Raw genomic sequence first — 24,769 nt, 5'->3', positions numbered from 1 at the left:
GTTACGCGTCCGGCACGGCCTGATAGGGCGATTCTTTATCCGTACGCTCCTTGCTGCCCCAGGCGGCGATGCCGACCTTGAGCGCGTAGAACAGGATGCTGAACACCACCAGCAGGAACAGGGCTGTCAGGGTCGCGTTGGTGTAGGCGTTGAAGATCACGTGCTGCATCTGCGTGATGTCCTTGGCCGGAGCGATGATCTGGCCGTTGGCCATTGCATCGCTGTATTTCTTCGCCAGCGACAGGAAGCCGATCGCCGGGTTGGCGTCGAACAGCTTGATGAAGCCTGCGGTGGTGGTGCAGATCAGCAGCCACACAGCCGGCAGCAGGGTGACCCAGATGTAGCGCTGGCGCTTCATCTTGATCAGCACCACGGTACCCAGCATCAGGGCGATACCGGCCAGCATCTGGTTGGAGATGCCGAACAGCGGCCACAGGGTGTTGATGCCGCCCAGAGGATCGATCACGCCCTGGTACAGCAGGTAGCCCCAGAGCGCCACGCAGCCTGCGGTGGCAATCAGGTTGGCGGTCCACGACTCGGTGCGTTTCAGCGCCGGAACGAAGGAGCCCAGCAGGTCCTGGAGCATGAAGCGCCCGGCACGGGTACCGGCGTCCACCGCAGTGAGGATGAACAGGGCTTCGAACAGGATCGCGAAGTGGTACCAGAAGGCCATGGTGTTCTCACCCGGCAATACATGGTGGAGGATCTGCGCGATCCCCACTGCCAGGGTCGGCGCGCCGCCGGCACGGGCCAGGATGGTGTTTTCACCGATGTCCTTGGCCACCGCCTGCAGTTGGTCCGGGCTGATCGCAAAACCCCAGCTGCTGACAGTCTGGGCTACCGCCACCACGTCGCCGCCGACGATGGCCGCCGGACTGTTCATGGCGAAGTACACGCCCGGTTCGATCACCGAGGCCGCGACCATGGCCATGATCGCCACGAAGGACTCCATGAGCATGCCGCCGTAGCCGATGTAGCGGGCGTTGGCTTCGTTATCCAGCAGCTTGGGCGTGGTGCCCGAGGAGATCAGCGCATGGAAACCGGAGACCGCGCCACAGGCGATGGTGATGAACAGGAAGGGGAACAGGCCGCCTTTCCACACCGGGCCGGTGCCGTCGGTGAACTGGGTCAGGGCCGGCATCTTCAGCTCGGGCATGGTGATCAGGATGCCGATCGCCAGAGCGATGATGGTGCCGATCTTGAGGAAGGTCGACAGGTAGTCCCGCGGTGCCAGGATCAGCCACACCGGCAGTACTGCCGCGACGAAACCGTAGCCGATCAGCATCCAGGTGATCTGCACGCCGGTGAAGGTGAACATCTTGCCCCACACCGGATCCGCCGCCACCTGGCCACCCAGCCAGATGGAGCCGAGCAACAGCAGCACGCCGATCAACGAGATCTCACCAATGCGGCCCGGGCGGATGTAGCGCATGTACACGCCCATGAACACCGCGATCGGGATGGTCGCCATCACCGTGAAGATGCCCCACGGGCTCTCGGCCAGGGCCTTGACCACGATCAGCGCCAGCACCGCGAGGATGATGATCATGATCAGGAAGCAGCCGAACAGCGCGATGGTCCCCGGGATACGGCCCATTTCCTCACGGACCATGTCGCCCAGGGAACGGCCGTTACGCCGGGTGGACAGGAACAGCACCATGAAGTCCTGCACCGCACCGGCCAGGACCACCCCGGCAATCAGCCACAGGGTGCCGGGCAGGTAGCCCATCTGCGCCGCCAGCACCGGGCCCACCAGGGGGCCTGCGCCGGCAATGGCCGCGAAGTGGTGGCCGAAGAGGATGTGCTTGTTGGTCGGGACGTAGTCCAGACCATCATTGTTGACCACGGCGGGCGTGGCCCGTCCCGGGTCCAGCTGCATCACGTTGTTGGCAATGAACAGACTGTAATACCGGTACGCCACCAGATAGATGGCCACGGCGGCGACCACAATCCACAAGGCGTTGATCGCCTCGCCGCGACGCAATGCAACTACGCCAAGGGCGCAAGCTCCTACGATTGCCAGCAGCAGCCAAGGAACATGGCGCAACAGGCTATTATTATTTTTCATTTTTTTATTCCAGCCAGGAGGATAGAAAAACCGCGTTTCGAGTGTAGCGCTACTGCTCTTAAAGACCACCCCCCACGTTGGTCTAGAGCCTTCTTTTAACTTATGAGGGCGGTTTTTCTTGCTCCCGATCTGCCTGAGCGGCGCCCGCCAGGAAAAAACCGGAACCCTGGGCGCTTGCCCACAGTCGCACGCTTGAGCCTTGGTGCAGGAACCTCCATGTCAACGCCACCCGAACAACCGCCATTGCCACCGCCACTCCTGTATTTACTGTGCCTGACCCTGGCGCTGTTTCTCAGCGGCTGGCTGCCCTTGCCGCTGCCGGTCAATAACGGCGTGCGCAGCCTGGCAGTGATCCTGATCGTCTTCGGGCAGGGCTTGTCGTTCTGGGCCATGTGGCGTTTCCGGCAACAGCGCACCACCTCCAGCAACTTCGACCAGCCCGACCAGTTGCTCCGCGATGGCCCCTTCGCCATCTCGCGTAACCCGATCAACCTGGGCGACACCCTGGGCTACTGCGCCATAGCCCTGCTGCTGGGCAACCTGTGGCCCTGGCTGTTGCTGCCGGGGCTGCTGTACCTGATGAACCGCACGGTAATCCGCCCGGACGAGAGACAACTGCTGGAGCTCTTTGGCCAGCCCTACCGTGACTACTGCCGCAAGGTCCGGCGCTGGTTGTAGCGACAGGCGCGAACCGGGGTCTATAGTTCAGGGCACCATGCAGAGGGCCAGCCCATGACCGAGCAACACGACGACCGCCGACGCTTCAAACGCATCGCCTTCGATGCCCGGACCGAACTCAGCCAAGGCACCCACCGCTGGCCGGTACGGCTGCTGGATCTTTCACTGAAGGGCCTGCTGATCGAGCGCCCCGATCCGTGGCTGGGCGACCCGGCGCGCCCCTTCGAGGCCGACATTCACCTGAGCTCCGACGCCGATGTGCGCATGGACGTACAACTGGCCCATGACAATAAGGGCCAACTGGGCTTCGTCTGCCTGCACATCGGCCTGGAGTCCATCGAGCACCTCAGGCGCCTGATCGAGTTGAACCTGGGAGACCCCGAGGAGCTTGAGCGCGAGCTCGGGGCCTTGATCGATATCTGATGCCCTTTCAGGGAAACAGCGCGGGCTCGGGAAACTCGCTTTCCGTGCCCCAGTAACCCGCCTGCTGGCGCGTGGTGACAGTCCACTGGCCGTCGGCATAACGGAAGGTGCGATAGGTGGTAACGAACTCTTCGTTCTCCATCGATGAAGCGGACGACACCTGCTGGATGCTTTCCGTGCCGCCACCAACGGACGGTACGATCTGCCAGGCCGCCTTGCCGGTCTGGGCAAACAGCAGCGGCTGCTTCTCCGCGCCCTCCCCCTGGCACAGCACCGGGTCCAACTGATTCTGTTCCGGCATCAGCACTTGGGTGGCCGGGCCGCTGTAGCTGCCCATGGGAGCGGTCTGGTCGATGGTCAGGAAAAACGCCGGGGACGGCAGGCCGTTCAGCGGTGCCTTTTCCACGGTGGCCATCGGGTAGCCCAGGGACTTCTGCGCCAGTACCTCGCCGCTATCGGACACCAGGCGCGCCTGGGCTCCCAACGGCGCGCTCGGCTGATCCCCCTCCGGCTCGGCAAAGCTGTCGGCGTCTAGGCCATTGCCCCAGCTATCGGCATGCAACTGGGGGGTGATGCGCACATCCTCCAGCACCTCCAGCACCGAACCGTCGCCCACCAACACCTGCTGGGCAATCCGATAGCCTTCCGGCACCTCGGCCGGCTGTGCCAGGGCCAGGCCGCAATAGCCCAGCAACCCCCAACCCAACACCCGCCCCCTGAATCCGCTCATGGCCATATCACCTGCTTCCTTTCAAAAAAGACCTACATGCTTACTCGAAAAGTGCATCCAGCGCCTGCTCTAGGCGGGTCACGGCAATGATCTTCAAGCCCGGCGGCGCCTCTTTCGGCGCGTTGCCCTTGGGCACGATAGCTCGCTTGAAGCCGTGCTTGGCCGCTTCCTTCAAGCGCTCCTGACCGCTGGGCACCGGGCGCACCTCACCCGACAGGCCGACTTCGCCAAACACCAGCAGGTCATGGGGCAACGGACGGTTGCGCAGGCTCGACATCACGGCGGCCATCAACGCCAGGTCGGAGGCGGTTTCCAGCACCTTGACCCCGCCCACCACGTTGAGGAACACATCCTGATCGTGGGTGGGGATGCCGCCATGGCGATGCAGCACCGCCAGCAGCATGGCCAGGCGGTTCTGGTCCAGGCCCAGGGTCACCCGGCGCGGGTTGGCCAGGTGGCTGTCATCCACCAGCGCCTGGACCTCCACCAGCATCGGCCGGGTGCCTTCCCAGGTGGCCATCACCACGCTGCCCGGAACCTCTTCCTGGGCACGAGTCAGGAAAATCGCCGAAGGATTGGAGACCTCCTTCAATCCGCGGTCAGTCATGCCGAATACACCCAGCTCATTCACCGCACCGAAACGGTTCTTCACCGCCCGCAGCAAGCGCAGGCGCCCGTCGGATTCGCCTTCGAAATACAGCACGGTGTCCACCATGTGCTCCAGCACCCGCGGCCCGGCCAGGGCGCCTTCCTTGGTCACGTGGCCGACGAGGAAGATCGCCGTGCCGCTCTGCTTGGCGTAGCGCACCAGCAAGGCCGCGCTCTCGCGCACCTGGGACACGCCGCCCGGGGCCGACTGCAGTTGTTCGGTGAAAATCGTCTGGATCGAGTCGATCACCATGACCTTGGGTTTTTCTACCCGGGCCGTGGCGATGATGGTTTCGATGCAGGTCTCGGTCATCACCCGCAGTTGGTCCTGGGGCAGGCCCAGGCGCCGGGCGCGCATCGCCACCTGCTGCTGGGATTCCTCACCGGTGACATACAGCGCCGGCATGCGCGTGGCGATATTGCACAGGGTCTGCAGCAGGATGGTCGACTTGCCGATCCCCGGATCACCACCGATCAGCACCACCGAACCGTCCACCAGGCCGCCGCCCAGTACCCGATCGAGTTCACCGGAAGCGGTGGAGAAACGCGGAATTTCCTCGACGCTGACTTCCGCCAGGGTCTTGATCTGCGCCTGCTGCCCGGCCCAGCCGGTGCGCCCGGCAGGTGCCGCCGCGCCGCCGCTTTCGATCATGGTCTCGGTCAGGGTGTTCCAGGCCCCGCACTCACCGCATTGCCCGGCCCATTTGGGAAAGGTGGAGCCGCACTCGGTGCAGCCGTACATGCGCTTGGCCTTGGCCATCTGAACCCCCGGCAAAAACCGCGATGATAGCTCAGCTGGCGCGGATCAGCGCGGTGCGGCGGTACGTATCTGCCCGCTGGCCAGGCGCGTGGCGCTATTGCCCAGGGGATCCTCGGCATTCAGGTCGGCGCCCTTGGCGGCCAGGGCGTCGAGCAATTCGACCCGCTTGAACAACCCGGCGTACATGGCGGCGGTCTGCCCGGCGCCATTGCGCTGGTCGGGACTGCAATCGGCGGCCAGCAGGCGCCGGGCGATCTGCACCTCGCCCTTGAAGATCGCCCCCATCAAGGCCGTGTTGCCACGCTTGTCCTGGGCGCAGGCGTTGGCCCCAGCGGCCAGCAGGCGCTCCACCGCCGGGCCCTGGCCGTGATAGGCCGCGAGGATCAGCGCGGTGTAGCCCTTTTCATCCTGGGTATCGAGGGAATAGCCGGCCGCGATAAAGGTGTCGAGCATTTCCACATCGCCACGGCGGGCGGCATCGAAATAGTAGTTTTCCAGCTGGACCTTGACCGCCACCGGGTCGGCGGCGGCCGCTGCTTCGGCCGTAGGCTGCGCGTAGGCGGCAAACGACCAGGCCACTGACAGCAGCGCTATAAAAAGACGCATGGCGCGACTCCTCTGTCGGAAAAAGACGTCACGCCCGGGCGGGCGTGACGGGTAAGGCTCGCTCGATCAGTCGCTCAACTTCACCGCCAGGGCCTTGACTCGGGCCAGGTCGCCCTTGGCCACCTTGGTCACCCCAGTGCCGTATTCAGGGTCGGCCTTGTAAAGGAACGACAGCATGATGTGCTTGCTCTCATCATCAGTGGTGGCCAGGGAGCCGCCGAAGCTGTCGATCAGGTCCTGGCGTTCCTTCTTGCTGAAGGAGCGATACAGGTCACCGGCCTGCTTGAAGTTCTGCTCGCGCTGGATCTTCGCCTGCTGGGTGCTGCCCGCCAGCGCCATCTGGCTGTAGCGCGCGGTCTGCGGCTCTTCGCGTGGCATCAGGCGGCTTGGCTGGTAGTTGACCCCCGTGCTGCTGTGGCCCAGGTTCATCGCGCCGTCCTGGTTGCCGTTGTTCACCGGGTTCTTCGGCGCGTTGATCGGCAGTTGCAGGGCATTGGCGCCGATGCGGTACATCTGGGTATCGGCATAGGAGAACACCCGTCCTTGCAGCAGGCGGTCTTCCGACGGTTCGATGCCCGGCACCAGATTGGCCGGCGCCATGGCCACTTGCTCGGTTTCCTGGAAGACGTTGGCCGGATTGCGGTTCAACACCATCTGCCCGACTTTGCGCTCGGGCACACCGGGCCAGATCTTGGTAGCGTCCAGCGGGTCGAAATCAAACTTGGCCAGGTCTTCGGGTTTCAATACCTGGACATACAAGTCCCACTTGGGAAAGTCCCCTTTATTAATGTGGGTTACCAAGTCATTAGTCATATGGCTGTAATCGCGGCCCTGTACCTCCACCACTTGTTTCGGGTCGAGATTCTTCAGACCCTGCAGGCTCTTCCAGTGGAACTTCACGTAGTGCACTTCGCCCTTGGCGTTGATCAACTTGTAGGCATGCACACCATTACCGTCCATTTCCCGGTAACTGGCCGGAGTGCCGGAGTTGGAATACAGCTCGGTCAGAGTACGGGTGGCTTCTGGAACATGGGAGAAGAAGTCGAAACGCCGCGAGTCATCGTCGAGATTGGTGCGCGGATCGGGTTTGAACGCATGCACCATGTCCGGGAACTTGATGGCATCACGAATGAAGAAGGTCGGGAAGTTGTTGCCCACCAGGTCCCAGTTACCGTCCGCGGTATAGAACTTGGTGGCGAAGCCCCGTGGATCGCGCAAGGTTTCCGGGGAGTGGTTGCCATGCACCACCGCCGAGAAACGCACGAATACCGGGGTCACTTCGCCGGCGGCAAACACCTTGGCACGGGTCAGGTCCGTGAGGTTGTCGGTTACCGTGAAAGTACCGTGGGCACCCGTGCCACGGGCATGCACCACACGCTCTGGAATGCGCTCGCGGTCGAACCGCTGGAGTTTCTGAATCAACTGCACGTCTTGCAACAGCACCGGGCCGGTGGCGCCCGCAGTCTGCGAATTCTGGTTGTCGCCCACTGCCGCACCGTTGTCGCGGGTCAGCGTGGCGGCCTGTACGGAAAGGGAAAGCATACTGGCGGCAAGCACGCCCAGTACGCGTCGCTGGGAAAGACTCCCAAGGCCAAGAGAAGCGGTCATGTTGTATTCCTCTAGTTATATAAGGCGCATCTCGATGCGCCTGCTAGAGGCTAGTGACTAAATATTTGAAAGATAAATAGAAAGGCCGTAACCGTTCGATTGACAGAATGTACTGGTTATATCGTGGGGCGCGGGGTATATCGCGCGCGATTTGATGGCACTTTGAATAAACTATTTGCCTCTTTATCGGTCGATAACCCCGCGAGCTGTAAAAAGTTGTTTCGGCAAAATGCTTTTTGCTGAATTACACTGCCGTAACCAACCTCATCTGTAGCAAGGAATAACCTATGGGCGTGCTAAGTGAATTCAAGGCCTTCGCGGTCAAAGGTAATGTGGTCGATATGGCCGTCGGTATCATCATCGGCGCCGCGTTCGGCAAGATCGTCTCGTCCTTTGTTGGCGACGTGGTCATGCCGCCAATCGGCCTGCTGATCGGTGGGGTGAACTTCGGGGATCTGGCGGTCACGCTCAAGGCGGCTGCGGGCGATACGCCGGCAGTGGTCTTGGCGTACGGCAAGTTCATCCAGAGCATCATCGACTTCGTGATCATTGCCTTCGCCATCTTCATGGGGGTCAAGGTGATCAACCGTCTCAAGCGCGAAGAAGCCGTGGCCCCGACGCTGCCGCCGGTGCCGACCAAGGAAGAAGAGCTGCTGGGGGAGATCCGCGATCTGCTCAAGGCTCAGAACAACAAGCCCTGAGGCTGATCCCGCAATACGACAACGGCGCCCTGATGGCGCCGTTTTCATTACCAGTAGTTTTCCACCGCCACCTGCCCCGGTCGCCGGGTCAGGCTCAGGCTCATGCCCCGCTGCTTGAGCAGGGCGCGGGTGTCATCGATCATCTGTGGGTTGCCGCAGAGCATCACCCGGGAGTGCTCGGGGCTCAGATCCACGCCGGCGGCACGCTCCAGCTCACCGCTCTCGATCAACTGGGTGATGCGCCCGTTGAGGCTGCCCGGATGCTGCTCGCGGGTCACGGTGCTGATGAATTGCAGCTTATGGGCAAATTCCGCCAGGTATTCGCGCTGGGGCAACTCGGCCAGCAGGCGCTGATAGGCCAGCTCCTTGGCCTCGCGCACGCTGTAGACCAGGATGATGCGTTCGAATTTTTCCCACACCTCGAAGTCCTGGAGGATCGACAGGAACGGCGCAATCCCGGTGCCGGTGGATAGCAACCAGAGGTCGCGACCATCGACGAAACGGTCCAGGGTCAGGTAGCCAAAGGCCTGGCGATCCACCAGCAGGCTGTCCCCCACTTCCAGGCGGCTCAGCTCGCTGGTGAACTCGCCGCCGGGCACCACGATGGAAAAGAACTCGAGAAACTCATCGAACGGCGACGACACCATGGAATAGGCGCGCCACACCGTACTGCCGTCGGCCTTGGTCACCCCGAGGCGAGCGAACTGCCCGGCACGAAAGCGAAAACCCGCATCCCGGGTGGTGCGCAGGGTGAACAGGCTGGAGGTCAAGGGCTGGACCTCGAGCAGGGTCTGGCGGGTGTACTTTTCTTCACTGGCAGTCATGACAGGCTCCACAAAACCGATGCGCTAGTGTCCCGCAAAGCGCCGCGCAGAAACACCGGCGGTTTGTAGTGGCATAGAGCGCGGGCAATCAGCGACAAAAAAACGTACCATTTAGCCCCGCTTCGAACAGCCCGCACTGCCGCTGTCCGAGGGTTCCCGTGCACTCGACAACCCCCACCGCCGGGACATTCACCGATTACCTAGAGTCCGCCCCATGCCCCTGCTTGCAAGCCCCTTCGCCCAGCTCGACCTGATCCGCCAGCCCGAACAGCAGAACGAGCCACTGCAAGCCTTCGACGCGGCGGACGAATACCTGCTCAATCACCTGGCCGAACAACAACCGGCCAGCGACACCCGGGTGCTGGTGCTCAACGACAGCTTCGGCGCCCTGGCCGCGAGCCTGCTGGGCAAGGTCCAGGTCAGCAGCAGTGGCGACTCTTACCTGGGCGCCCTGGCCCTGGAAAAGAACCTGGTGCGCAACGGCCTGCCCTTCGACGCCGTGCGTGTGGTGCCGGCCAGCGAGCCCCTGGCCGGCCCCTTCGACCGGGTGCTGATCCGCGTCCCCAAGACCCTGGCCCTGCTGGAAGAGCAACTGATCCGCCTGCAAGGGCAGCTGGCCCCCGGCGCCCAGGTGGTGGCGGCGGCGATGGTCAAGCACCTGCCCCGCGCCGCCGGTGATTTGCTGGAGCGCTACATCGGCCCGGTCCAGGCCTCGCTGGCGGTGAAAAAGGCTCGGCTGCTGATTGCCACGCCGCAAGACAAGCAGCCCGTCGTGTCGCCCTACCCGACCCGCTATCGCCTGGAACAGCCGGCCATCGAGCTGCTCAACCACGCCAACGTGTTCTGCCGCGAAGGCCTGGACATCGGCACCCGCGCCTTCCTCCCGCACCTGCCGCAGAACCTCGGCAGCGCCCGGGTCGCGGACCTGGGCTGCGGCAACGGCGTCCTGGCCATTGCCAGCGCCCTGGACAACCCCCAGGCCCATTACACCCTGGTGGACGAATCCTTCATGGCGGTGCAATCGGCCCGGGAGAACTGGCAGGCCGTGCTGGGCGAGCGCGAAGCCCAAATGCGAGCCGGCGACGGCCTGGCCGGACAGGCAGCGCAATCCCTGGAGGTGGTGCTGTGCAACCCGCCGTTCCACCAGCAGCAGGTGGTGGGCGACTTCCTCGCCTGGCGCATGTTCCAGCAGGCCCGGGAGGCCCTGGTGGTAGGGGGCGCACTGTACATCGTCGGCAACCGCCACCTGGGCTACCACAGCAAGCTGGCGCGGCTGTTCCGCGGCGTCGAGCAAGTGGCGGCAACCCCCAAGTTCGTCATCCTCAAGGCCCGCAAGTAAGGGCTCGCCAGAACACAGCGGCCTTTTCGACAGGCAAAAAAAACCCTCCACCAAGGGAGGGTTGAAACCGAGCCGCAAGGCAACGGGATGGGATGATCAGTGGGTGGTCAGGCCTGCGGCATTCATGAACATGCGCATCAGGCTGGCGACCACGAACAGGGCCAGGACACTGCCGCCCCAGATCATTACCAGCCAACCCAGGCGCTGCCACAGCGGCTTCTTTTCCGCCTGTTCGATTTCCTGCAAAGAGTGTTTACCGCTCATGACCTCAACTCCTGCCTAACCCGTATTCCCGTAGGAGCTGGCGTGCCAGCGAAAGCGACCGCAAGCTCGGCGCAAGGCGCGAAGGCCTCTTCGCCGGCAAGCCGGCTCCTACCTAGTGATAACCGTCTTCGTGGGTGACCTTGCCGCGGAACACGTAGTAGCTCCAGAAGGTATAACCCAGGATGAACGGGATGATGAACAAGGTGCCCACCAGCATGAAGCCCTGGCTCTGCGGCGGCGCGGCGGCGTCCCAGATGGAGATCGACGGTGGCACTATGTTCGGCCACAGGCTGATGCCCAGGCCGCTGTAGCCGAGGAAGATCAGCACCAGGGTCAGCAGGAACGGCGTGTAGTGGGCGTTGCGGGCCACGGCGCGGAGCAGGCCGTACATGGTCACCAGCACCAGGATCGGCACCGGCAGGAACCAGAACAGGTTCGGCAGGGTGAACCAGCGCGCGGCAATCTCGGCGTGGGCCAAGGGCGTCCAGATACTGACGATGCCGATCACCGCCAGCACCACGTAGGCCAGGGGCCGCGCCAGGTCATGCATCTGCAGTTGCAGCTTGCCTTCGGTCTTCATGATCAGCCAGGTGCAACCGAGCAAGGCATAGGCCACCACCAGCGCCAGGCCGCAGAACAGGGTGAACGGGGTCAGCCAGTCCAGGGAACCGCCGGCGAACTGGCGGTTGACCACCGGCAGGCCATCGATAAATGCCCCCAGGGCCACGCCCTGGAAGAAGGTCGCCGCCACCGAGCCGCCGATGAAGGCCTTGTCCCAGATGTGGCGCTTGTCTTCCTTGGCCTTGAAGCGGAACTCGAAGGCCACGCCGCGGAAGATCAGGCCCACCAGCATCAGGATCAGCGGCAGGTAGAGTGCCGAGAGCACCACCGAGTAGGCCAGCGGAAAGGCACCGAACAACGCCGCGCCCCCCAGTACCAGCCAGGTTTCGTTGCCGTCCCAGACAGGCGCGACGGTGTTCATCATTACGTCACGGTCGCGGTCGTCCTTGACGAACGGGAAGAGAATCCCGATCCCCAGGTCGAAGCCGTCCATGACCACGTACATCATGATGCCGAAGATGATAATCACGGCCCAGAGCAGCGGAAGATCAATACCCATGACTCAGTTCCCCTTGTTCAGGCGGGTGCCGTGGTCGGCGTCGTGGTCATCGTCGGCTGCGGACAGCGGACGGGCCGGGGTGCGTTTCTGGCCGGGGCCACCGTGGCTGGTTTCGGCACCTTCGTTGGTAACCGGGCCTTTGCGCACCAGGCGCATCATGTAGCCGATACCCACGCCAAACAGCGAGAAGTACACCACCACGAACAGCGCCAGGGTGATGCTCATCTGCACAAAGCTGTGGCCGGAAGAGGCATCCGCCGTGCGCATCAGGCCATAGACCACCCACGGCTGGCGACCGATCTCGGTGGTGAACCAGCCGGCCAGGATCGCGATCAACCCGGAGGGGCCCATCCACAACGCCAGGTACAGGAACGGGCGCGAGGTGTAGAGGGTGTCGCGCTTGCGCAGCCAGAGGCTCCACAGGCCGGTGAAGATCATCAGCATGCCCAGGCCGACCATGATCCGGAACGACCAGAAGACGATGGTCGAGTTGGGCCGGTCCTCGGGTGGGAACTCCTTGAGTGCCGGAACCTGCTTGTCCAGGGAGTGGGTGAGGATCAGGCTGCCCAGGTAAGGGATTTCCACCGCGAACCGGGTCTTCTCGGCTTTCATGTCCGGCCAGCCGAAGAGAATCAGCGGGGTCGGCTCGTTGCCGACATTTTCCCAGTGACCTTCGATGGCGGCGATTTTCGCCGGCTGGTGCTTGAGGGTGTTGAGCCCGTGGAAGTCGCCGATCACCGCCTGCACCGGCGCCACGATCAGGGCCATCCACATGGCCATGGAGAGCATGCGACGAATGGCCGGGTTGTCCCGTCCCCGCAGCAAGTGCCAGGCTGCCGACGAGCCGACGAAGAACGCCGTGGCAACGAACGCGGCTACGGCCATGTGCGCCAGGCGGTAGGGGAACGACGGGTTGAAGATCACCGCCAGCCAATCCACCGGGATCACCTGGCCGTTGACGATTTCATAGCCCTGGGGCGTCTGCATCCAACTGTTGGACGAGAGGATCCAGAAGGTCGAGATCAGGGTGCCGATGGCCACCATCACCGTGGAGAAGAAGTGCAGCTTGCGCCCGACCTTGTTCCAGCCGAACAGCATCACCCCGAGGAAACCGGCCTCGAGGAAGAAGGCCGTGAGCACTTCATAGGTGAGCAAGGGGCCGGTAACCGAACCGGCAAAATCCGAGAAGCGACTCCAGTTGGTGCCGAACTGGTAAGCCATCACCAGGCCGGAGACCACGCCCATGCCGAAGTTGACGGCAAAGATCTTCGACCAGAAGTGGTAGAGATCGCGGTAGGTGTCGTCGCGGGTCTTCAGCCAGAGGCCTTCGAGTACCGCCAGGTAGCTCGCCAGGCCGATGGTGATCGCCGGGAACAGGATGTGGAACGAGATGGTGAACGCGAACTGAATTCGGGCGAGATCAAGAGCCTCTAAACCGAACATAAGCTTTCCTCTATCAGGTAATACCGGCTGCCGGCCAGAGGCCTGCACCCACTGCCCCCACGGATATGGAGTGCGGCGAATTCGGATTCGTTCTTTTTTAAACCATCGCTACGCAGGGAGTCTGGCACTTGGGCCACCACATCAGCCTTTGCAAAAAGGTTTTGATCTGGATCAAGCAACGTTGAAAGAGTAGTCCTAATTTCGCCATGCAACTCTGTGGTTATTTGCCGCGTGACAGCTTGCCTCACCCTCTCAAGCCCAGGGTTTTCCCGGCTTTTTCCCACACAAAACGCCTGTAGCCGCTGCTGAGCCTGCGAAGCTGCGAAAGGCCGGGCCGCGTTCGGTACGTAGGGCCTTGGCTGGCAACTTCCCGTCGAAACTGCGGCGTATTCAAGATCCTGGCGTCTCCTTCGGAGCCGTTCGCAGCCTGCGGCAGCGGCTACAGGGTTCGCGACCAGGTGTTCGAGCGAAAAACAAGATAGATGCGCGGCTAACGAATTTTCCCCGGGCCGCAACTATTGGTTACACCTTGGTGATAATCTCGTGGCACTCCCGCTCAGATCTACCGCCCGATGCCCAGCCAAGACCCTCTGCTGCTCCGTCACCATCGTCCGTTCATCGCGTTCTGGCTGGCCCGGATCTTTACCGCCAGCGGCTTCCAGATGCTCACCGTGGCCATTGGCTGGAACCTCTACCAACTGACCGGCAATGTGCTGGACCTGGGCTTGGTGGGGCTGGTGGAATTCGCCCCGCGGGTGCTGTTCATGCTGCACACCGGGCATGTGGCCGACCGCTACGACCGGCGTCGGGTGGCGGCCATCTGCCAGTCGCTGCAAGCCCTGATCGCCCTGGCCCTGGCCGTCGGCAGCCTGACCGACAGCGTCACCCGGGAAATGATCTTCATCCTGGCCTTCCTGCTCGGCGGCGCCCGCTCCTTCGAAATGCCCACCACCCAGGCCCTGCTGCCGAGCATCGTGCCCGCGGCGCTGTTTCCCCGGGCGGTGGCCGCCGCGCAATCGGCGCAGCAGTCGGCGACCATCGTCGCCCCGGCCCTGGGCGGGTTGCTGTACGCCTTCGGCAGCGTCTGGGTCTACGGCCCCACCGTGGTCCTGTACCTGATCGCCTGCGTGCTGATGCTCAACCTGCCGGCCCGGCAGACCCCGTTGAACAAGGGCAAGGCCACCCTCGATTCGCTGCTGGCGGGCATCCGCTTCATCCGCAGCCGCCCGGACATCCTCGGCGCCATCTCCCTGGACCTGTTCGCGGTATTGCTGGGTGGCGCCACCGCGCTGCTGCCGGTGTTCGCCAAGGACATCCTGCTCACCGGCCCCTGGGGCCTGGGGCTGCTGCGTTCGGCGCCAGCGGTGGGGGCCTTGCTGATGTCCCTGTGGCTGGCGCGTTTTAGCGTCGAGCGCAAGGTCGGGCGGGTGATGTTCACCGCGGTCGGGGTGTTTGGCGTGGCCACCATCGCCTTCGGCCTCTCGACCTCGTTCTGGTTTTCCCTGGCGGTGCTGGTGGTGCTGGGGGCTGCGGACATGATCAGCATGGTGATCCGCGCCTCTTTCGTGCAACTGGAAACCCCGGACGAAATGCGCGGCCGGGTCAGCGCGGTGAACGGCCTGTTCATCGGCGCTTCGAATCAGTTGGGGGAGTTCGAATCCGGGCTGACAGCCCACTGGTTCGGCACGGTGCCGGCGGTGGTGCTGGGCGGGGTCGGCACGCTGCTGGTGACCGGCGTCTGGATCAAGCTGTTCCCGACCCTGGCCCAGCGCGATCGGATGATCGAACGGCTCGAGCAACCCAAGGCCTGAAGCCGCGCCGGGCTGGCGCGGCCAGGTTCAAGCCTCAGTGGCTGGGCTGAGCTTCAGCAGCGGCTCGCCATTTCGCCGCCTCCAGCAGGTCGCAACCATCCTGCGTCAGTACATAGAGCACGTCGATGATGTGCGGGATGTCCTTCACATCGCCGTGGCTGAAATTCAGGCAGCAGAGGGTTTCCAGCAGATTGGCAGCCGTGCGCATGCGTTGCTCGGCGGCTTCGTGCAGCGCCTCAGGGGAGGCATTGGCGTTGATAAAAAACACACCTGGCCGGCTTATGTTGGATTTAAGCGGCACATAGTGAGCAGCAGTTTCCGGGGTATTCATCATTAGATCCTTCTTTATGAATGACCGCCCCAATCGTGACCAAACGATGGGTGGCGGACTGTGCACAGGTTGGTCAACCGGGAAGAAGGCACCCGGCACACCCGAAGGTGTCCCGCGCACAGCCCACCATTAAGCGTGCGGACACGAAAAAGTGCCTGCAAACCAGGGTGGCGCGTGCGCCTTCTAATTTCGGGTGACCAAACCCGGCCGCTGAATTGGCAGCAACGGCGCGAACTATAGGGGTGATGGGACGGGCGGTGCAACAAGCGGCTGGTTAGCCTTTGTTACCCGTTCACAAGCCCCGTGCCCGACTCCTTGCCGAACCGAGCTGCGACAGAGAAACGCCCCGTGGGGGGCCTCGTAACAGGTTGTTGATCATTCTCTGCAATACAAAACCGCTACGAAGCGTGTAAGGTATCGCCTTACACTCGCACCCCATGATCAAGTCCTTTCAGCACAAAGGCCTGCGCGCCTTCTATGAAACCGGATCGACTCGTGGAATACGGGCCGAGCATGCACGCCGGTTGGCCCGCCAGCTGTCGTTCATGGATCACGCCAGCGAACCGGCAGACCTCAATCTGCCGGGCTGGCGGCTGCACCCGCTCAGGGGCGACCTGCTTGGCTACTGGTCCCTGGTGGTGTCCGGCAACTGGCGAGTGATCTTTCGTTTCGTAGGTTCGGATATCGAGCTGGTGGATTATCTGGACTACCACTGAACAGGAGGCAGGATCATGCCCATCCACAACCCGCCCCACCCCGGTGACACCCTGCGCCTGGATATCTTGCCCGAACTGGGCATCAGCGTGACGGAGCTCGCGCGGCATATCGGCTACGCCCGCCCGCACCTGTCCAAGGTGTTGAACGGCCATGCGCCAATCCGCGCGGAACTGGCGGTCAGGCTGGAACGCGCCGGAATCGGCAAGGCCAAGGTCTGGCTGGCGGTACAGGCCGATTACGACATCTGGCACACCGAGCAGGAACTGCAACCGGTGATCGAGCCCATCGTGGCCCATGTTGGCTGAGCCCTAAACCAGCAGCTCTCCAGCCACCTTGGCGCGCTTGCCGCGACCGCACAGCGCTTCCACCAAGGCCAGGGCAAACGCCAGGGCCGCGGCGGAGCCCTGGGCGGTGATGCAGTTACCGTCCACCACCACCGGCTGGTCGACAAAGGTGCAGCCCAGCAGATGATGGCTGGCGCTGGGCAGGCAGGTCATGCGCCTTTGGCGCAGCACGCCGAAGGATTGCAAGGCCAGGGCGGGGGCTTCGGCGATGCCGGCGAACAGGCGTCCCGCTGCGGCCTGATCCTTGAGCAGTTGCTGCAGCGGTTGATGGGCCGCCAGGTGCTGGGCGCCCACCGCGCCGCCGGGCAATACGATCAGGTCGAAGCGTTGGGCCAGCACGTCCACCAGCATGGCGTCGGCGGTCAAGCGGGTGCCCCGGGCGCAGGTGAGCATGCGCCGGCCTTCGACGCTGGCGGCCAGCACTTCGACTTCGGCACGGCGCAGTACGTCGATCAGGGTCACGCTTTGCAGGTCGTCGATGCCTTCGGCAAGGGTGACCAGGGCTCTGAAGGTCATGGGGATGACTCCGCGTGGAGGTCTTTAGAGCTTAGTCAGCTTTGCCGGCTGCCGTTCAGGGCGCCGTCACTTGATGTAGATCTGCGCGCCCAGGCTGTTGCCCGGGGCGTTGAGCGAGGTGTTGCGAAAGCTGAAGGTGCCCTCCTGCTTGTCCGCCAGGTCGAAGACATAGACATAGCCGACGGTAGTCCCCGAGTTGCCGCAGGGCACATAGCTGGAGCCGTCCTCGCACACCGGCGAACGGGTGCCATCGACCTCAAAGCCGTCCAGGGTCACATGGGGCTCGCGGCCGTAGCCGATCTCCAGCACGTAGACCTTGATGTTCGGGCCGTTGTGATCGCACTGGGTCCGTTCACGGCCGTCGGAGACATCCTCCAGGCCGCAGGAAGGTGACAGCACCTTGAGAATCTCCACCCGGCTCAACGGCGGGGCCGAGCGCGCCATGGCCGGGGCCGCCAGCCAGCAGGCTGTCGCGCCGAGCAATGCCAGGGCTGTCATTTTCACTGTGCTGCGCATAAATCCCCCCTAAAACCAGGGCGCAGTATGCGCTACTTGCCAGCGCGGCAAAACATCGCCGACGATCGCAGCCATTGGCCCACGCTGCTGGTATGATGCGCGGCTTTTTCCGACCCAGAGCAAATCCGCAGGCACCTTATAAAGTCTGTGCTTTGCTGTTGGAGTCGATACATTCACGGCGCCCGGCGGCGCCACGGGGAGCAGACATGCTGGAAAGGCTGTTTCAACTCAAGGCACACAACACCAACGTGCGCACCGAGATTCTTGCGGGCGTGACCACCTTCCTGGCCATGGCCTACATCCTTTTCGTCAACCCGAGCATTCTCGGCGAGACGGGCATGGACAAGGGCGCGATCTTCGTTGCCACCTGCCTGGCGGCGGCCATCGGTTCCACCGTCATGGGCCTGATCGCCAACTACCCGATCGCCCTGGCACCGGGCATGGGCCTGAACGCCTTCTTCACCTACACCGTGGTCCTGCACATGGGCCACACCTGGCAGGTAGCCCTGGGTGCGGTATTCATCTCGGCGGTGCTGTTTTTCATACTGTCGATCTTCAAGATCCGCGAATGGATCATCAACAGCATCCCCCTGCCCCTGCGCTCGGCCATTGCCGCCGGTATCGGCCTGTTCCTGGCGCTGATCGCCCTGCATAACGCCCAGATCGTCGTGGGCAACGAGTCGACCCTGGTCGGCCTTGGCGACCTGAGCAAACCGGCCCCCATCCTCGCTGCCCTGGGTTTTGCCCTGATCGTGGCCCTGGAAGCCCTGAAAGTGCGCGGCGCGGTGCTGATCGGCATCCTCGCGGTGACCGTCGTCTCCATTCTCATGGGCGTCACCCCGTTCGGCGGCGTGACCTCGATGCCACCGTCCCTGGCCCCGACCTTCCTGCAACTGGACATCAAGGGCGCCCTGGATATCGGCCTGATCAGCGTGATCTTCGCCTTCCTGTTCGTCGATCTGTTCGACAACTCCGGCACCCTGATCGGCGTCGCCAAGCGCGCCGGGCTGATGGGCAAGGACGGCCACATGCCGAAAATGGGCCGGGCGCTGATCGCCGACAGCACCGCCGCCATGGCCGGTTCCTTGCTGGGCACCTCGACCACCACCAGCTACATCGAATCCGCGGCGGGCGTGAGCGCCGGCGGCCGCACCGGCCTGACCGCCATCGTGGTGGCGATCATGTTCCTGCTGGCGCTGTTCTTCTCGCCACTGGCAGCCAGCGTGCCCGCCTTCGCCACCGCACCGGCCCTGCTGTTCGTCGCTGTGCTGATGACCTCGGGCCTGGCAGAAATCGACTGGGAAGACATCACCGTCGCCGCTCCCGTGGTCGTCACCGCCCTGGCCATGCCGTTCACCTATTCCATCGCCAACGGCATCGCCTTCGGCTTCATCGCCTGGACCGTGATCAAGCTGCTGTCGGGCCGTGCCCGTGAGCTGAACGCGCCCCTGGTGATCCTGTCGATCCTGTTCGTGATCAAGCTCGGTTACCCCGCATGACTTTTGACGCCGCAAGCTACACCACCCAGTTGAATGACAAGGTCGCGCGCTTGCGCGACCTGCTGGCCCCCTTCGATGCGCCCGAGCCTCAGGTCTTCGACTCGCCCCTGCAGAACTTCCGCCTGCGGGCAGAGTTCCGCCTGTGGCGCGAGGCCGGGGAACGGCACTACGCGATGTTCTCCCAGGACGACAAGCGCACACCGATCCTCATCGAGGAGTTCCCCATCGCCAGCCAGCGCATCAACCAGTTGATGCCCCGGCTCAAGGCCGCCTGGCAAGCCAGCGCGCCCCTGAGCCACAAGCTGTTCCAGGTGGAGTTCCTCACCACCCTGGCCGGCGACGCGATGATCACCCTGTGCTACCACCGCCCGCTGGACGAGCACTGGCACAAGGCCGCGAGCCAGTTGGCCGCCGACCTCAAGGTCAGCGTGATCGGCCGTTCCAAGGGCAAGCGCGAGGTCATCGGCCAGGACTACGTAGTGGAAAAGCTCGAAGTCGGCGGGCGTACCTTCAGCTACCGCCAGCCCGAAGGCGCCTTCACCCAGCCCAACGGCACGGTGAACCAGAAGATGCTCAACTGGGCCTATGAAGCCCTGGGCGAGCGCCAGGACGACCTGCTGGAGCTGTACTGCGGCAACGGCAACTTCACCCTGCCCCTGGCCACCCGGGTGCGCAAGGTGCTGGCCACCGAGATCAGCAAGACCTCGGTGAATGCGGCCTTGAGCAACCTCAGCGAAAACGCTGTGGATAACGTCACCCTGGTGCGCTTGTCGGCCGAAGAGCTGACCGAAGCCCTGAACGAAGTTCGGCCGTTCCGCCGCCTGCAGGGCGTGGACCTCAAGAGCTACGAATTCGGCAGCGTGTTCGTCGACCCGCCCCGGGCCGGCATGGACCCGGACACCTGCGAACTGACCCGGCGCTTCGACAACATCCTGTACATCTCCTGCAACCCGGAGACTCTGGCGGCCAACATCGCCCAGTTGCACGACAGCCACCGCATCACCCGCTGCGCGCTGTTCGACCAGTTCCCCTGGACCCACCATATGGAATCCGGGGTTTTGCTGACCCGCCGCTGATTTGCCGTGCAATAGCCAACAGCCGTCCTCGTGACGGCTGTTTGCATTCTGCCGCCCTCCCACTCCGTAGGAGCCGGCTTGCCGGCGAAGGGGCCCTTGAGCCTTGCGCCAAACTGGCCGACGCTTTCGCTGGCAAGCCAGCTCCTACAGGGGGCGGTACGGCAATGGGGTTCAGCCCAGGGGGCGGAAGTAGCCGGCCAGTTGCTGCAGGTCCTGTTCGTTGAGCAGGCCGGCGTAGTACTTGAGCTGGATCCGCGCCAAGAGGTAGGCATGACGGGCATCCGCCAGGTCGCGGCGGGCGGTGAACAGTTGTTGCTCGGCGTCCAGTACATCCAGGTTGACCCGCTCGCCGCCGTGCACGCTCTTCTGGGTCGCGGTCACCAGGGCCTCGGCGGAGCTGACGGCCATTTCATAGGCCCGGACCTTGGCCGCGGCGCTGGTGTTGAGGTTGAACTGCTTGCGCAGTTCGTTGAGGGTGGTGGCGGTCTTGGCATCCAGTTCGAACTGGGCCTGGGACAGCTGGCTGGCCGCCTGGCGGGTCGAGGCCGATACCGAACCACCGGCAAACAGCGGCAGGCTGACCTGGATGCCCACGGTATTGGTGTCGTACTTCTGGTTGTAGGAGCTTTCCGAATCGGAACTGGTCTGACGGCTGCTGGCATACAAACTCACCTTGGGCAGGTGCCCGGCGCGCTTGCGCTCCACTTCGTACTCCGCCACTCGCAGCGCCTGCTGCTGGGACGCCAGGTCCGGGTTGTTGGCCATGGCCAGGTCACGCCAGCTGTCGAAGCGGTTGGGCAGCAGCGGCTGGATCTGGAACTGCCGGGTCAGCGGATCCAGTTCGTCGATCTGCAACGGTTCGCCGACTATGGCTTGCAGCTCGCGCAGGGCGGCATCCTGCTGGTCCTGGGCCTCGATCTCCTGCGCCAGGGCCAGGCTCAGCCGGGCCTGGGTCTCCAGCACATCGGTGCGGGTGCCCTCGCCGCCCTTGAGCAGGCGTTCGTTGAGCTGCAAGCGTTCGGCGTAGGCACGCTTCTGCGCCCGGCTCAGTTCGATACGCTCCTGGGCCAGCAGCGCCTGGCTGTAGGCACTGAGCAGGCGTACCGCCAGTTCCTGGCTCTTGCCACGAAAGCGTTCGTCGGAAAACAGCGCCTGGGCCGAGCCCTGGCGGTAGCGCGCATAGGCTTCGTAGTCCAGCAGCGGTTGCTGCAGGGTCAGGGTCGAGGCGTAGCTGCGGTAGTCCCGGTCATTGGTGACATCACCGCGAACGGTCTCCTGGGTCACTTCGGACTGGTTGCGCGAATTGTTGTAGCTCCAGGACAGGTTCGGCAGCAGCCCGGCACGGCCAATGGCCCGGTTCTCTTCCCCGGCATCGCGCTCCTTGATCGCCGCCTGGAAGGTCGGGTCATTGCGCAAGGCCAGGTCATAGGCGTCCAGCAACCCCAGGGCCTGGACCGACGTGCTGCTCAACAGGCACAGCAGGGGCAGGTAGTAGCACCAGGCTCGAATCATTCTTCCACCAACGCCATGTGAGTCCGATCCAGCAGAGGCTTGAACAGGTAGTTGAGCATCGAACGTTCGCCGGTACGGACAAAGGCTTCCACCGGCATGCCCGGGCGGATCTGCAAGCCCTGCAACTGCTGCATGCCCTGGGCGCTGACCGTGGCCCGCAGGGTGTAGTAAGGCTCTTCGGTACGTTCGTCCACCTGCCGGTCGGCGGACACCAGGGTCACCTCCCCCGGCACCCTGGGCGTGGTGCTCTGGTTGAAGGCCGAGAACATCAGCTCCACTGGCAGCCCCGGGTGCACCTTGTCCACCAGTTGCACCGGCACCCGCGCCTCCACCAGCAACGGCTCATCCTGGGGCACGATGTCCATCAGCGGCTGGCCCGGCTTGATCACCCCACCCTCGGTGTAGACCTCCAGCCCCACCACCACCCCGGCGGCCGGGGCACGTACCTGGCTGTTGGCCAGTTCGAACTCGGCGGACGCCAGGCGATTGCGCAGGTCTTCGGTACGGATCCGGGTATCGGCCAACTGGCTACGCAGGTCTTTCTGGAAATCCTCGGTGGTCTGGCGGATGCGCAGGCGCAGTTCGAGGATCTGCCGCTGCAACTGGCCGATGCGGCCGAAGTCCTCGGCGATCGAGCCGTCGATCTGCGCGTACAGGCGCTCGCTGTCCAGCAGCCGGTTGCGCGGGATATAGCCGTCCCGGGCCAGTTCCCGCAGGCCCTGCAACTGTTCATTCAAGGCGCGGCGCTGCGCCAGCTTGCTGGCCTGGGAATCCCGGGTGCCACGCAACTGCGCCTCGGAGCCGGCGATGGTTTCGGCAATCCCCTGCTGCTCCATGCTCAGGGCCTGGCGCCGGCTGCTGAACAGCTGCCGTTGCAGCGCCAGGCTGGCGGCCACGTCCGGCTCGCTGGCCAGGGCCTGAAGTTGCGGGTCGAAGACGATATCGCTGGCGCCGTCGCGCTCGGCATTGAGCCGCGCTTCGCTGGCCAGCGAGCCCAGGTACTGGCTGCGCAGGGACTGCATCTGGGTGCGCAGCGGCGTCTCGTTGAGGCGAAGCAGCACCTGCCCGGCGCTGACCCGGTCGCCTTCCTTGACTTCGATCCGCTCGACGATGCCGCCGCTCTGGTGCTGCACGGTCTTGCGATGGCCCGAGACCATGACCTTGCCCGACACCGCCACGCCCTTGTCCAGCGGCGCCAGGGCGGCCCAGCCGATAAACCCGGCAAAACCTCCCAGCACCAGGAGCCAGCCCAGCCGCGAATACTTCCTGTCGTCCAGGGACAACACATTGCTGGCGGCTGGCCCAGCGACCGGCGCAACAGAGCCTGTGGATACACTCGCCTTCATGCTTTTTTCCCTTCGCCGCCGGCCACGCCCAGGCGGTAATTCATGTTCAGACTGGTCACCGGATTGCTCACCGGTACAGCTGGCGGCGGCGCGGCCTTGGCCTTCTGGTTCGCCTCCAGCACCCGTGCCGTCGGGCCAAAGGCTTGCAACTGGCCCTCGCGCAGGATCATCAGTTGGTCGGTGAGGGTCAGCACGTTGGGCTTATGAGTGATCAGCACCAGGGTCCGCTGCCGTTGCTTGAGTTGGCTGATGGCCTGCAGCAGCGCCTGCTCGCCGGCTTCATCAAGGTTGGAGTTGGGTTCATCGAGCACGATCAGCGCCGGCAAACCGTACAACGCGCGCGCCAGGCCGATGCGCTGGCGCTGCCCGCCGGACAACCCGGCACCGCCCTCGCCCAGGCGCGTGTCATAGCCCTGGGGCAATTGCAGGATCAGTTCGTGCACCCCGGCCATTTGTGCGGCCTGCAGGACCTGATCCGAGTCCAGCTGGGCAAAACGCGCGATGTTCTCGGCGATGCTGCCGGCGAACAGCTGGATGTCCTGGGGCAGGTAACCGATATGCGGACCCAGTTGCTGCCTGTCCCACTGAGCCAGGTCTGCGCCATCCAGGCGCACCTTTCCCGTCAGGGGCATCCAGGCACCGACCAACAGCCGGGCCAGGGTGGACTTGCCGCAACCGGAAGGGCCGATCACCCCCAGCACCTGGCCGGCCTCCAGGGTGAAACCGAGGTTGCTCAGGGCCGGGCGCCGGCTGCCAGGGGCACAGGCACTCAGCTGTTCGACGCTCAACTTGCCCTTGGGCGTCGGCAGGCTCATGCGCGCCGGCCGTGGCGGGTTGGCCTGCAACAGCTGCGACAGGCGCTCGTAGGCCAGGCGCGCCGAGCTCCATTGCTTCCATACCGCGATCAACTGGTCGATGGGGCTGAGCACGCGGCCCATTAGGATCGAGCCGGCGATCATCATCCCCGGGGTGATCTGGCCCTGCACCGCCAGCCAGGCGCCCAGGCCCAGCACCAGGGACTGCAGGGCCATGCGCACGCCCTTGGACCAGGCGCTGATGGTGGCGGTCTTTTCGCTGGCCAGGTTCTGCTGGGCGAGAAAGCCCTGGTGGCCGATGAACCAGCGCTCGCGCAGGGCGCCGAGCATGCCCATGGCTTCGATCGCGTCGGCATTGCGCAGGTTGGCGGTGGCCTGCTGGCTGGTGATGATCGACAACTGGCTGGCCTGGGCCAGGGGTGCCTGGCAGATATGCTGGTTGATCCAGGCCAGCGCCACCAGCAGCACCGCGCCGGCCAGGGCCAGCAGGCCGAGCCAGGGGTGAAAGAGAAAGATCACCAGCAGGTATACCGGAAACCAGGGCGCATCGAAGAACGCGAACAAGGCATTGCCGGTGGCGAACTGGCGCAGCGCGGTCAGGTCGTTCAAAGCCTGGCCGGCGGCCTGGGGGCTGCCCTTGAGCTGGGCTTCGAAAGCGGCGTCATACACCCGCTGGTTCAGGCGCATGTCCATCTGGGTACCGAGGTGGATCACCACCTGGCTGCGCACCCACTCCAACGCCCCCATCAGGCCGAACAGGCCGAGGATCATCAGCGTCAGCATCAGCAGGGTCATCTGATTGCCCGAGGCCAGCACCCGGTCGTAGACCTGCAGCATGTAAAGGGCCGGGGCCAGCATCAGCAGGTTGATCACCGCCGAGAACAGGCCGATGTTGAAAAAGCCGCCCTTGTAGGCCGTCAAGGCCGCCAGCGTCTCGGAAGCGGCAAGTGGATTCGGCCTGCTCATCAAGGTGTCCTGTGGAGAGTGTAGGGTTACAGGGCCTTCCGCTCGGGCAGAGCGGAACGACAAGAGGCGCGCCCGGTGCGTTGACAGGCACCACGGCGCTCCCCAGAA

Annotated in this window: 24 protein-coding genes; 9 read left to right on the top strand and 15 right to left on the bottom strand. The window is 63.9% G+C overall.

The features are described from left to right. Position 1: 1 nt before the first annotated feature. Entirely contained in the window at positions 2–2,068 is a 2,067-nt protein-coding gene (locus M2395_RS29645) for a carbon starvation CstA family protein (protein ID WP_011063576.1), read from the bottom strand. 216 nt (positions 2,069–2,284) lie between these two features. Between M2395_RS29645 and M2395_RS29640 the strand changes: the two genes are divergently transcribed. Both M2395_RS29640 and M2395_RS29635 read left to right on the top strand, forming a co-directional pair. Continuing rightward, positions 2,285–2,746: an isoprenylcysteine carboxylmethyltransferase family protein gene (locus M2395_RS29640; RefSeq protein ID WP_015637107.1), complete on the top strand. Its 462-nt coding sequence runs from the start codon at positions 2,285–2,287 to the stop codon at positions 2,744–2,746. 54 nt (positions 2,747–2,800) lie between these two features. Next, positions 2,801–3,169 (top strand): PilZ domain-containing protein, encoded by a 369-nt coding sequence (locus tag M2395_RS29635; protein WP_011063578.1) that lies wholly within the window; start codon positions 2,801–2,803, stop codon positions 3,167–3,169. 7 nt (positions 3,170–3,176) lie between these two features. Here M2395_RS29635 and M2395_RS29630 read toward each other — a convergent pair whose 3' ends face one another. The 4 genes from M2395_RS29630 to katB all read right to left on the bottom strand — a co-directional run bounded on the left by M2395_RS29630 (position 3,177) and on the right by katB (position 7,521). Next, positions 3,177–3,905 carry a hypothetical protein gene (locus M2395_RS29630; RefSeq protein ID WP_123431480.1) on the bottom strand — a complete coding sequence of 243 codons (729 nt, stop codon included), beginning with the start codon at positions 3,903–3,905 and terminating at the stop codon, positions 3,177–3,179. Positions 3,906–3,939: 34 nt separating this feature from the next. Continuing rightward, a complete protein-coding gene (gene radA, locus M2395_RS29625) occupies positions 3,940–5,307 on the bottom strand; it encodes a DNA repair protein RadA (RefSeq protein ID WP_011063580.1) in 1,368 nt (455 codons plus the stop codon). Positions 5,308–5,352: 45 nt separating this feature from the next. Continuing rightward, positions 5,353–5,913 (bottom strand): ankyrin repeat domain-containing protein, encoded by a 561-nt coding sequence (locus M2395_RS29620; RefSeq protein WP_015637109.1) that lies wholly within the window; start codon positions 5,911–5,913, stop codon positions 5,353–5,355. A gap of 66 nt (positions 5,914–5,979) precedes the next feature. Next, positions 5,980–7,521, bottom strand: a complete 1,542-nt coding sequence (katB, locus tag M2395_RS29615) for a catalase KatB (RefSeq protein ID WP_015637110.1) — start codon at positions 7,519–7,521, stop codon at positions 5,980–5,982. 287 nt (positions 7,522–7,808) lie between these two features. Between katB and mscL the strand changes: the two genes are divergently transcribed. Then, positions 7,809–8,222 (top strand): large-conductance mechanosensitive channel protein MscL, encoded by a 414-nt coding sequence (gene mscL / locus M2395_RS29610; protein ID WP_011063583.1) that lies wholly within the window; start codon positions 7,809–7,811, stop codon positions 8,220–8,222. Between the two features lie 47 nt (positions 8,223–8,269). Here mscL and M2395_RS29605 read toward each other — a convergent pair whose 3' ends face one another. Continuing rightward, positions 8,270–9,046 carry a ferredoxin--NADP reductase gene (locus tag M2395_RS29605; protein ID WP_015637111.1) on the bottom strand — a complete coding sequence of 259 codons (777 nt, stop codon included), beginning with the start codon at positions 9,044–9,046 and terminating at the stop codon, positions 8,270–8,272. 214 nt (positions 9,047–9,260) lie between these two features. On the opposite strand from M2395_RS29605, the gene M2395_RS29600 reads away from it, so the two are divergent. Then, positions 9,261–10,385, top strand: coding sequence for a methyltransferase (locus M2395_RS29600; protein WP_015637112.1), 1,125 nt, complete (start codon positions 9,261–9,263; stop codon positions 10,383–10,385). 96 nt (positions 10,386–10,481) lie between these two features. Here the strand turns inward: M2395_RS29600 and M2395_RS29595 are convergent, their stop codons facing one another. The 3 genes from M2395_RS29595 to M2395_RS29585 all read right to left on the bottom strand — a co-directional run bounded on the left by M2395_RS29595 (position 10,482) and on the right by M2395_RS29585 (position 13,212). Continuing rightward, entirely contained in the window at positions 10,482–10,649 is a 168-nt protein-coding gene (locus M2395_RS29595; RefSeq protein WP_011063586.1) for a DUF2474 domain-containing protein, read from the bottom strand. 112 nt (positions 10,650–10,761) lie between these two features. Further along, positions 10,762–11,769 carry a cytochrome d ubiquinol oxidase subunit II gene (gene cydB, locus M2395_RS29590; protein ID WP_053154004.1) on the bottom strand — a complete coding sequence of 336 codons (1,008 nt, stop codon included), beginning with the start codon at positions 11,767–11,769 and terminating at the stop codon, positions 10,762–10,764. A gap of 3 nt (positions 11,770–11,772) precedes the next feature. Then, a complete protein-coding gene (locus M2395_RS29585) occupies positions 11,773–13,212 on the bottom strand; it encodes a cytochrome ubiquinol oxidase subunit I (protein ID WP_011063588.1) in 1,440 nt (479 codons plus the stop codon). A gap of 572 nt (positions 13,213–13,784) precedes the next feature. Between M2395_RS29585 and M2395_RS29580 the strand changes: the two genes are divergently transcribed. After that, on the top strand, positions 13,785–15,023 hold the full coding sequence (locus M2395_RS29580) for an MFS transporter (protein WP_065363648.1): 1,239 nt from the start codon (positions 13,785–13,787) through the stop codon (positions 15,021–15,023). A gap of 34 nt (positions 15,024–15,057) precedes the next feature. On the opposite strand, the gene M2395_RS29575 is transcribed toward M2395_RS29580, so the two are convergent. After that, complete coding sequence (locus M2395_RS29575; RefSeq protein WP_019096028.1) at positions 15,058–15,354, bottom strand: hypothetical protein; 297 nt, start codon at positions 15,352–15,354, stop codon at positions 15,058–15,060. 437 nt (positions 15,355–15,791) lie between these two features. On the opposite strand from M2395_RS29575, the gene M2395_RS29570 reads away from it, so the two are divergent. Beyond that, the gene (locus tag M2395_RS29570; protein WP_011063591.1) at positions 15,792–16,070 is read left to right on the top strand and encodes a type II toxin-antitoxin system RelE/ParE family toxin; all 279 of its coding nucleotides are present in this window, start codon (positions 15,792–15,794) and stop codon (positions 16,068–16,070) included. 15 nt (positions 16,071–16,085) lie between these two features. Continuing rightward, entirely contained in the window at positions 16,086–16,376 is a 291-nt protein-coding gene (locus tag M2395_RS29565; RefSeq protein WP_072444991.1) for a HigA family addiction module antitoxin, read from the top strand. 3 nt (positions 16,377–16,379) lie between these two features. On the opposite strand, the gene M2395_RS29560 is transcribed toward M2395_RS29565, so the two are convergent. Both M2395_RS29560 and M2395_RS29555 read right to left on the bottom strand, forming a co-directional pair. Then, entirely contained in the window at positions 16,380–16,931 is a 552-nt protein-coding gene (locus M2395_RS29560) for a DJ-1 family glyoxalase III (RefSeq protein ID WP_077934814.1), read from the bottom strand. Between the two features lie 66 nt (positions 16,932–16,997). Beyond that, on the bottom strand, positions 16,998–17,447 hold the full coding sequence (locus M2395_RS29555; protein WP_077934815.1) for a DUF4879 domain-containing protein: 450 nt from the start codon (positions 17,445–17,447) through the stop codon (positions 16,998–17,000). 206 nt (positions 17,448–17,653) lie between these two features. On the opposite strand from M2395_RS29555, the gene M2395_RS29550 reads away from it, so the two are divergent. Together M2395_RS29550 and trmA are read left to right on the top strand one after the other, a co-directional pair. Next, positions 17,654–18,946: an NCS2 family permease gene (locus M2395_RS29550; RefSeq protein WP_077934816.1), complete on the top strand. Its 1,293-nt coding sequence runs from the start codon at positions 17,654–17,656 to the stop codon at positions 18,944–18,946. After that, positions 18,943–20,022: a tRNA (uridine(54)-C5)-methyltransferase TrmA gene (trmA, locus tag M2395_RS29545; protein WP_053154015.1), complete on the top strand. Its 1,080-nt coding sequence runs from the start codon at positions 18,943–18,945 to the stop codon at positions 20,020–20,022. The genes M2395_RS29550 and trmA overlap by 4 nt, the downstream gene beginning before the upstream one ends. A 171-nt stretch (positions 20,023–20,193) precedes the next feature. On the opposite strand, the gene M2395_RS29540 is transcribed toward trmA, so the two are convergent. Genes M2395_RS29540 through M2395_RS29530 form a run of 3 tightly spaced genes read right to left on the bottom strand, consistent with a single transcriptional unit; the run spans position 20,194 to position 24,661 of the window. Beyond that, on the bottom strand, positions 20,194–21,534 hold the full coding sequence (locus M2395_RS29540; RefSeq protein ID WP_123431478.1) for a TolC family outer membrane protein: 1,341 nt from the start codon (positions 21,532–21,534) through the stop codon (positions 20,194–20,196). Then, complete coding sequence (locus M2395_RS29535; RefSeq protein WP_123431477.1) at positions 21,531–22,880, bottom strand: HlyD family type I secretion periplasmic adaptor subunit; 1,350 nt, start codon at positions 22,878–22,880, stop codon at positions 21,531–21,533. The genes M2395_RS29540 and M2395_RS29535 overlap by 4 nt, the downstream gene beginning before the upstream one ends. Further along, positions 22,877–24,661: a type I secretion system permease/ATPase gene (locus tag M2395_RS29530; RefSeq protein WP_015637122.1), complete on the bottom strand. Its 1,785-nt coding sequence runs from the start codon at positions 24,659–24,661 to the stop codon at positions 22,877–22,879. Before M2395_RS29530 ends, M2395_RS29535 begins: the two co-directional genes overlap by 4 nt. Positions 24,662–24,769 lie beyond the last annotated feature (108 nt).

It is taken from the genome of Pseudomonas sp. BIGb0176, from assembly GCF_024810175.1.
Taxonomy (GTDB): Bacteria; Pseudomonadota; Gammaproteobacteria; order Pseudomonadales; family Pseudomonadaceae; genus Aquipseudomonas; species Aquipseudomonas protegens.
The sequence above is the reverse complement of the archived record's forward strand: the minus strand, read 5'-3'. Positions and strand labels throughout refer to the sequence as shown.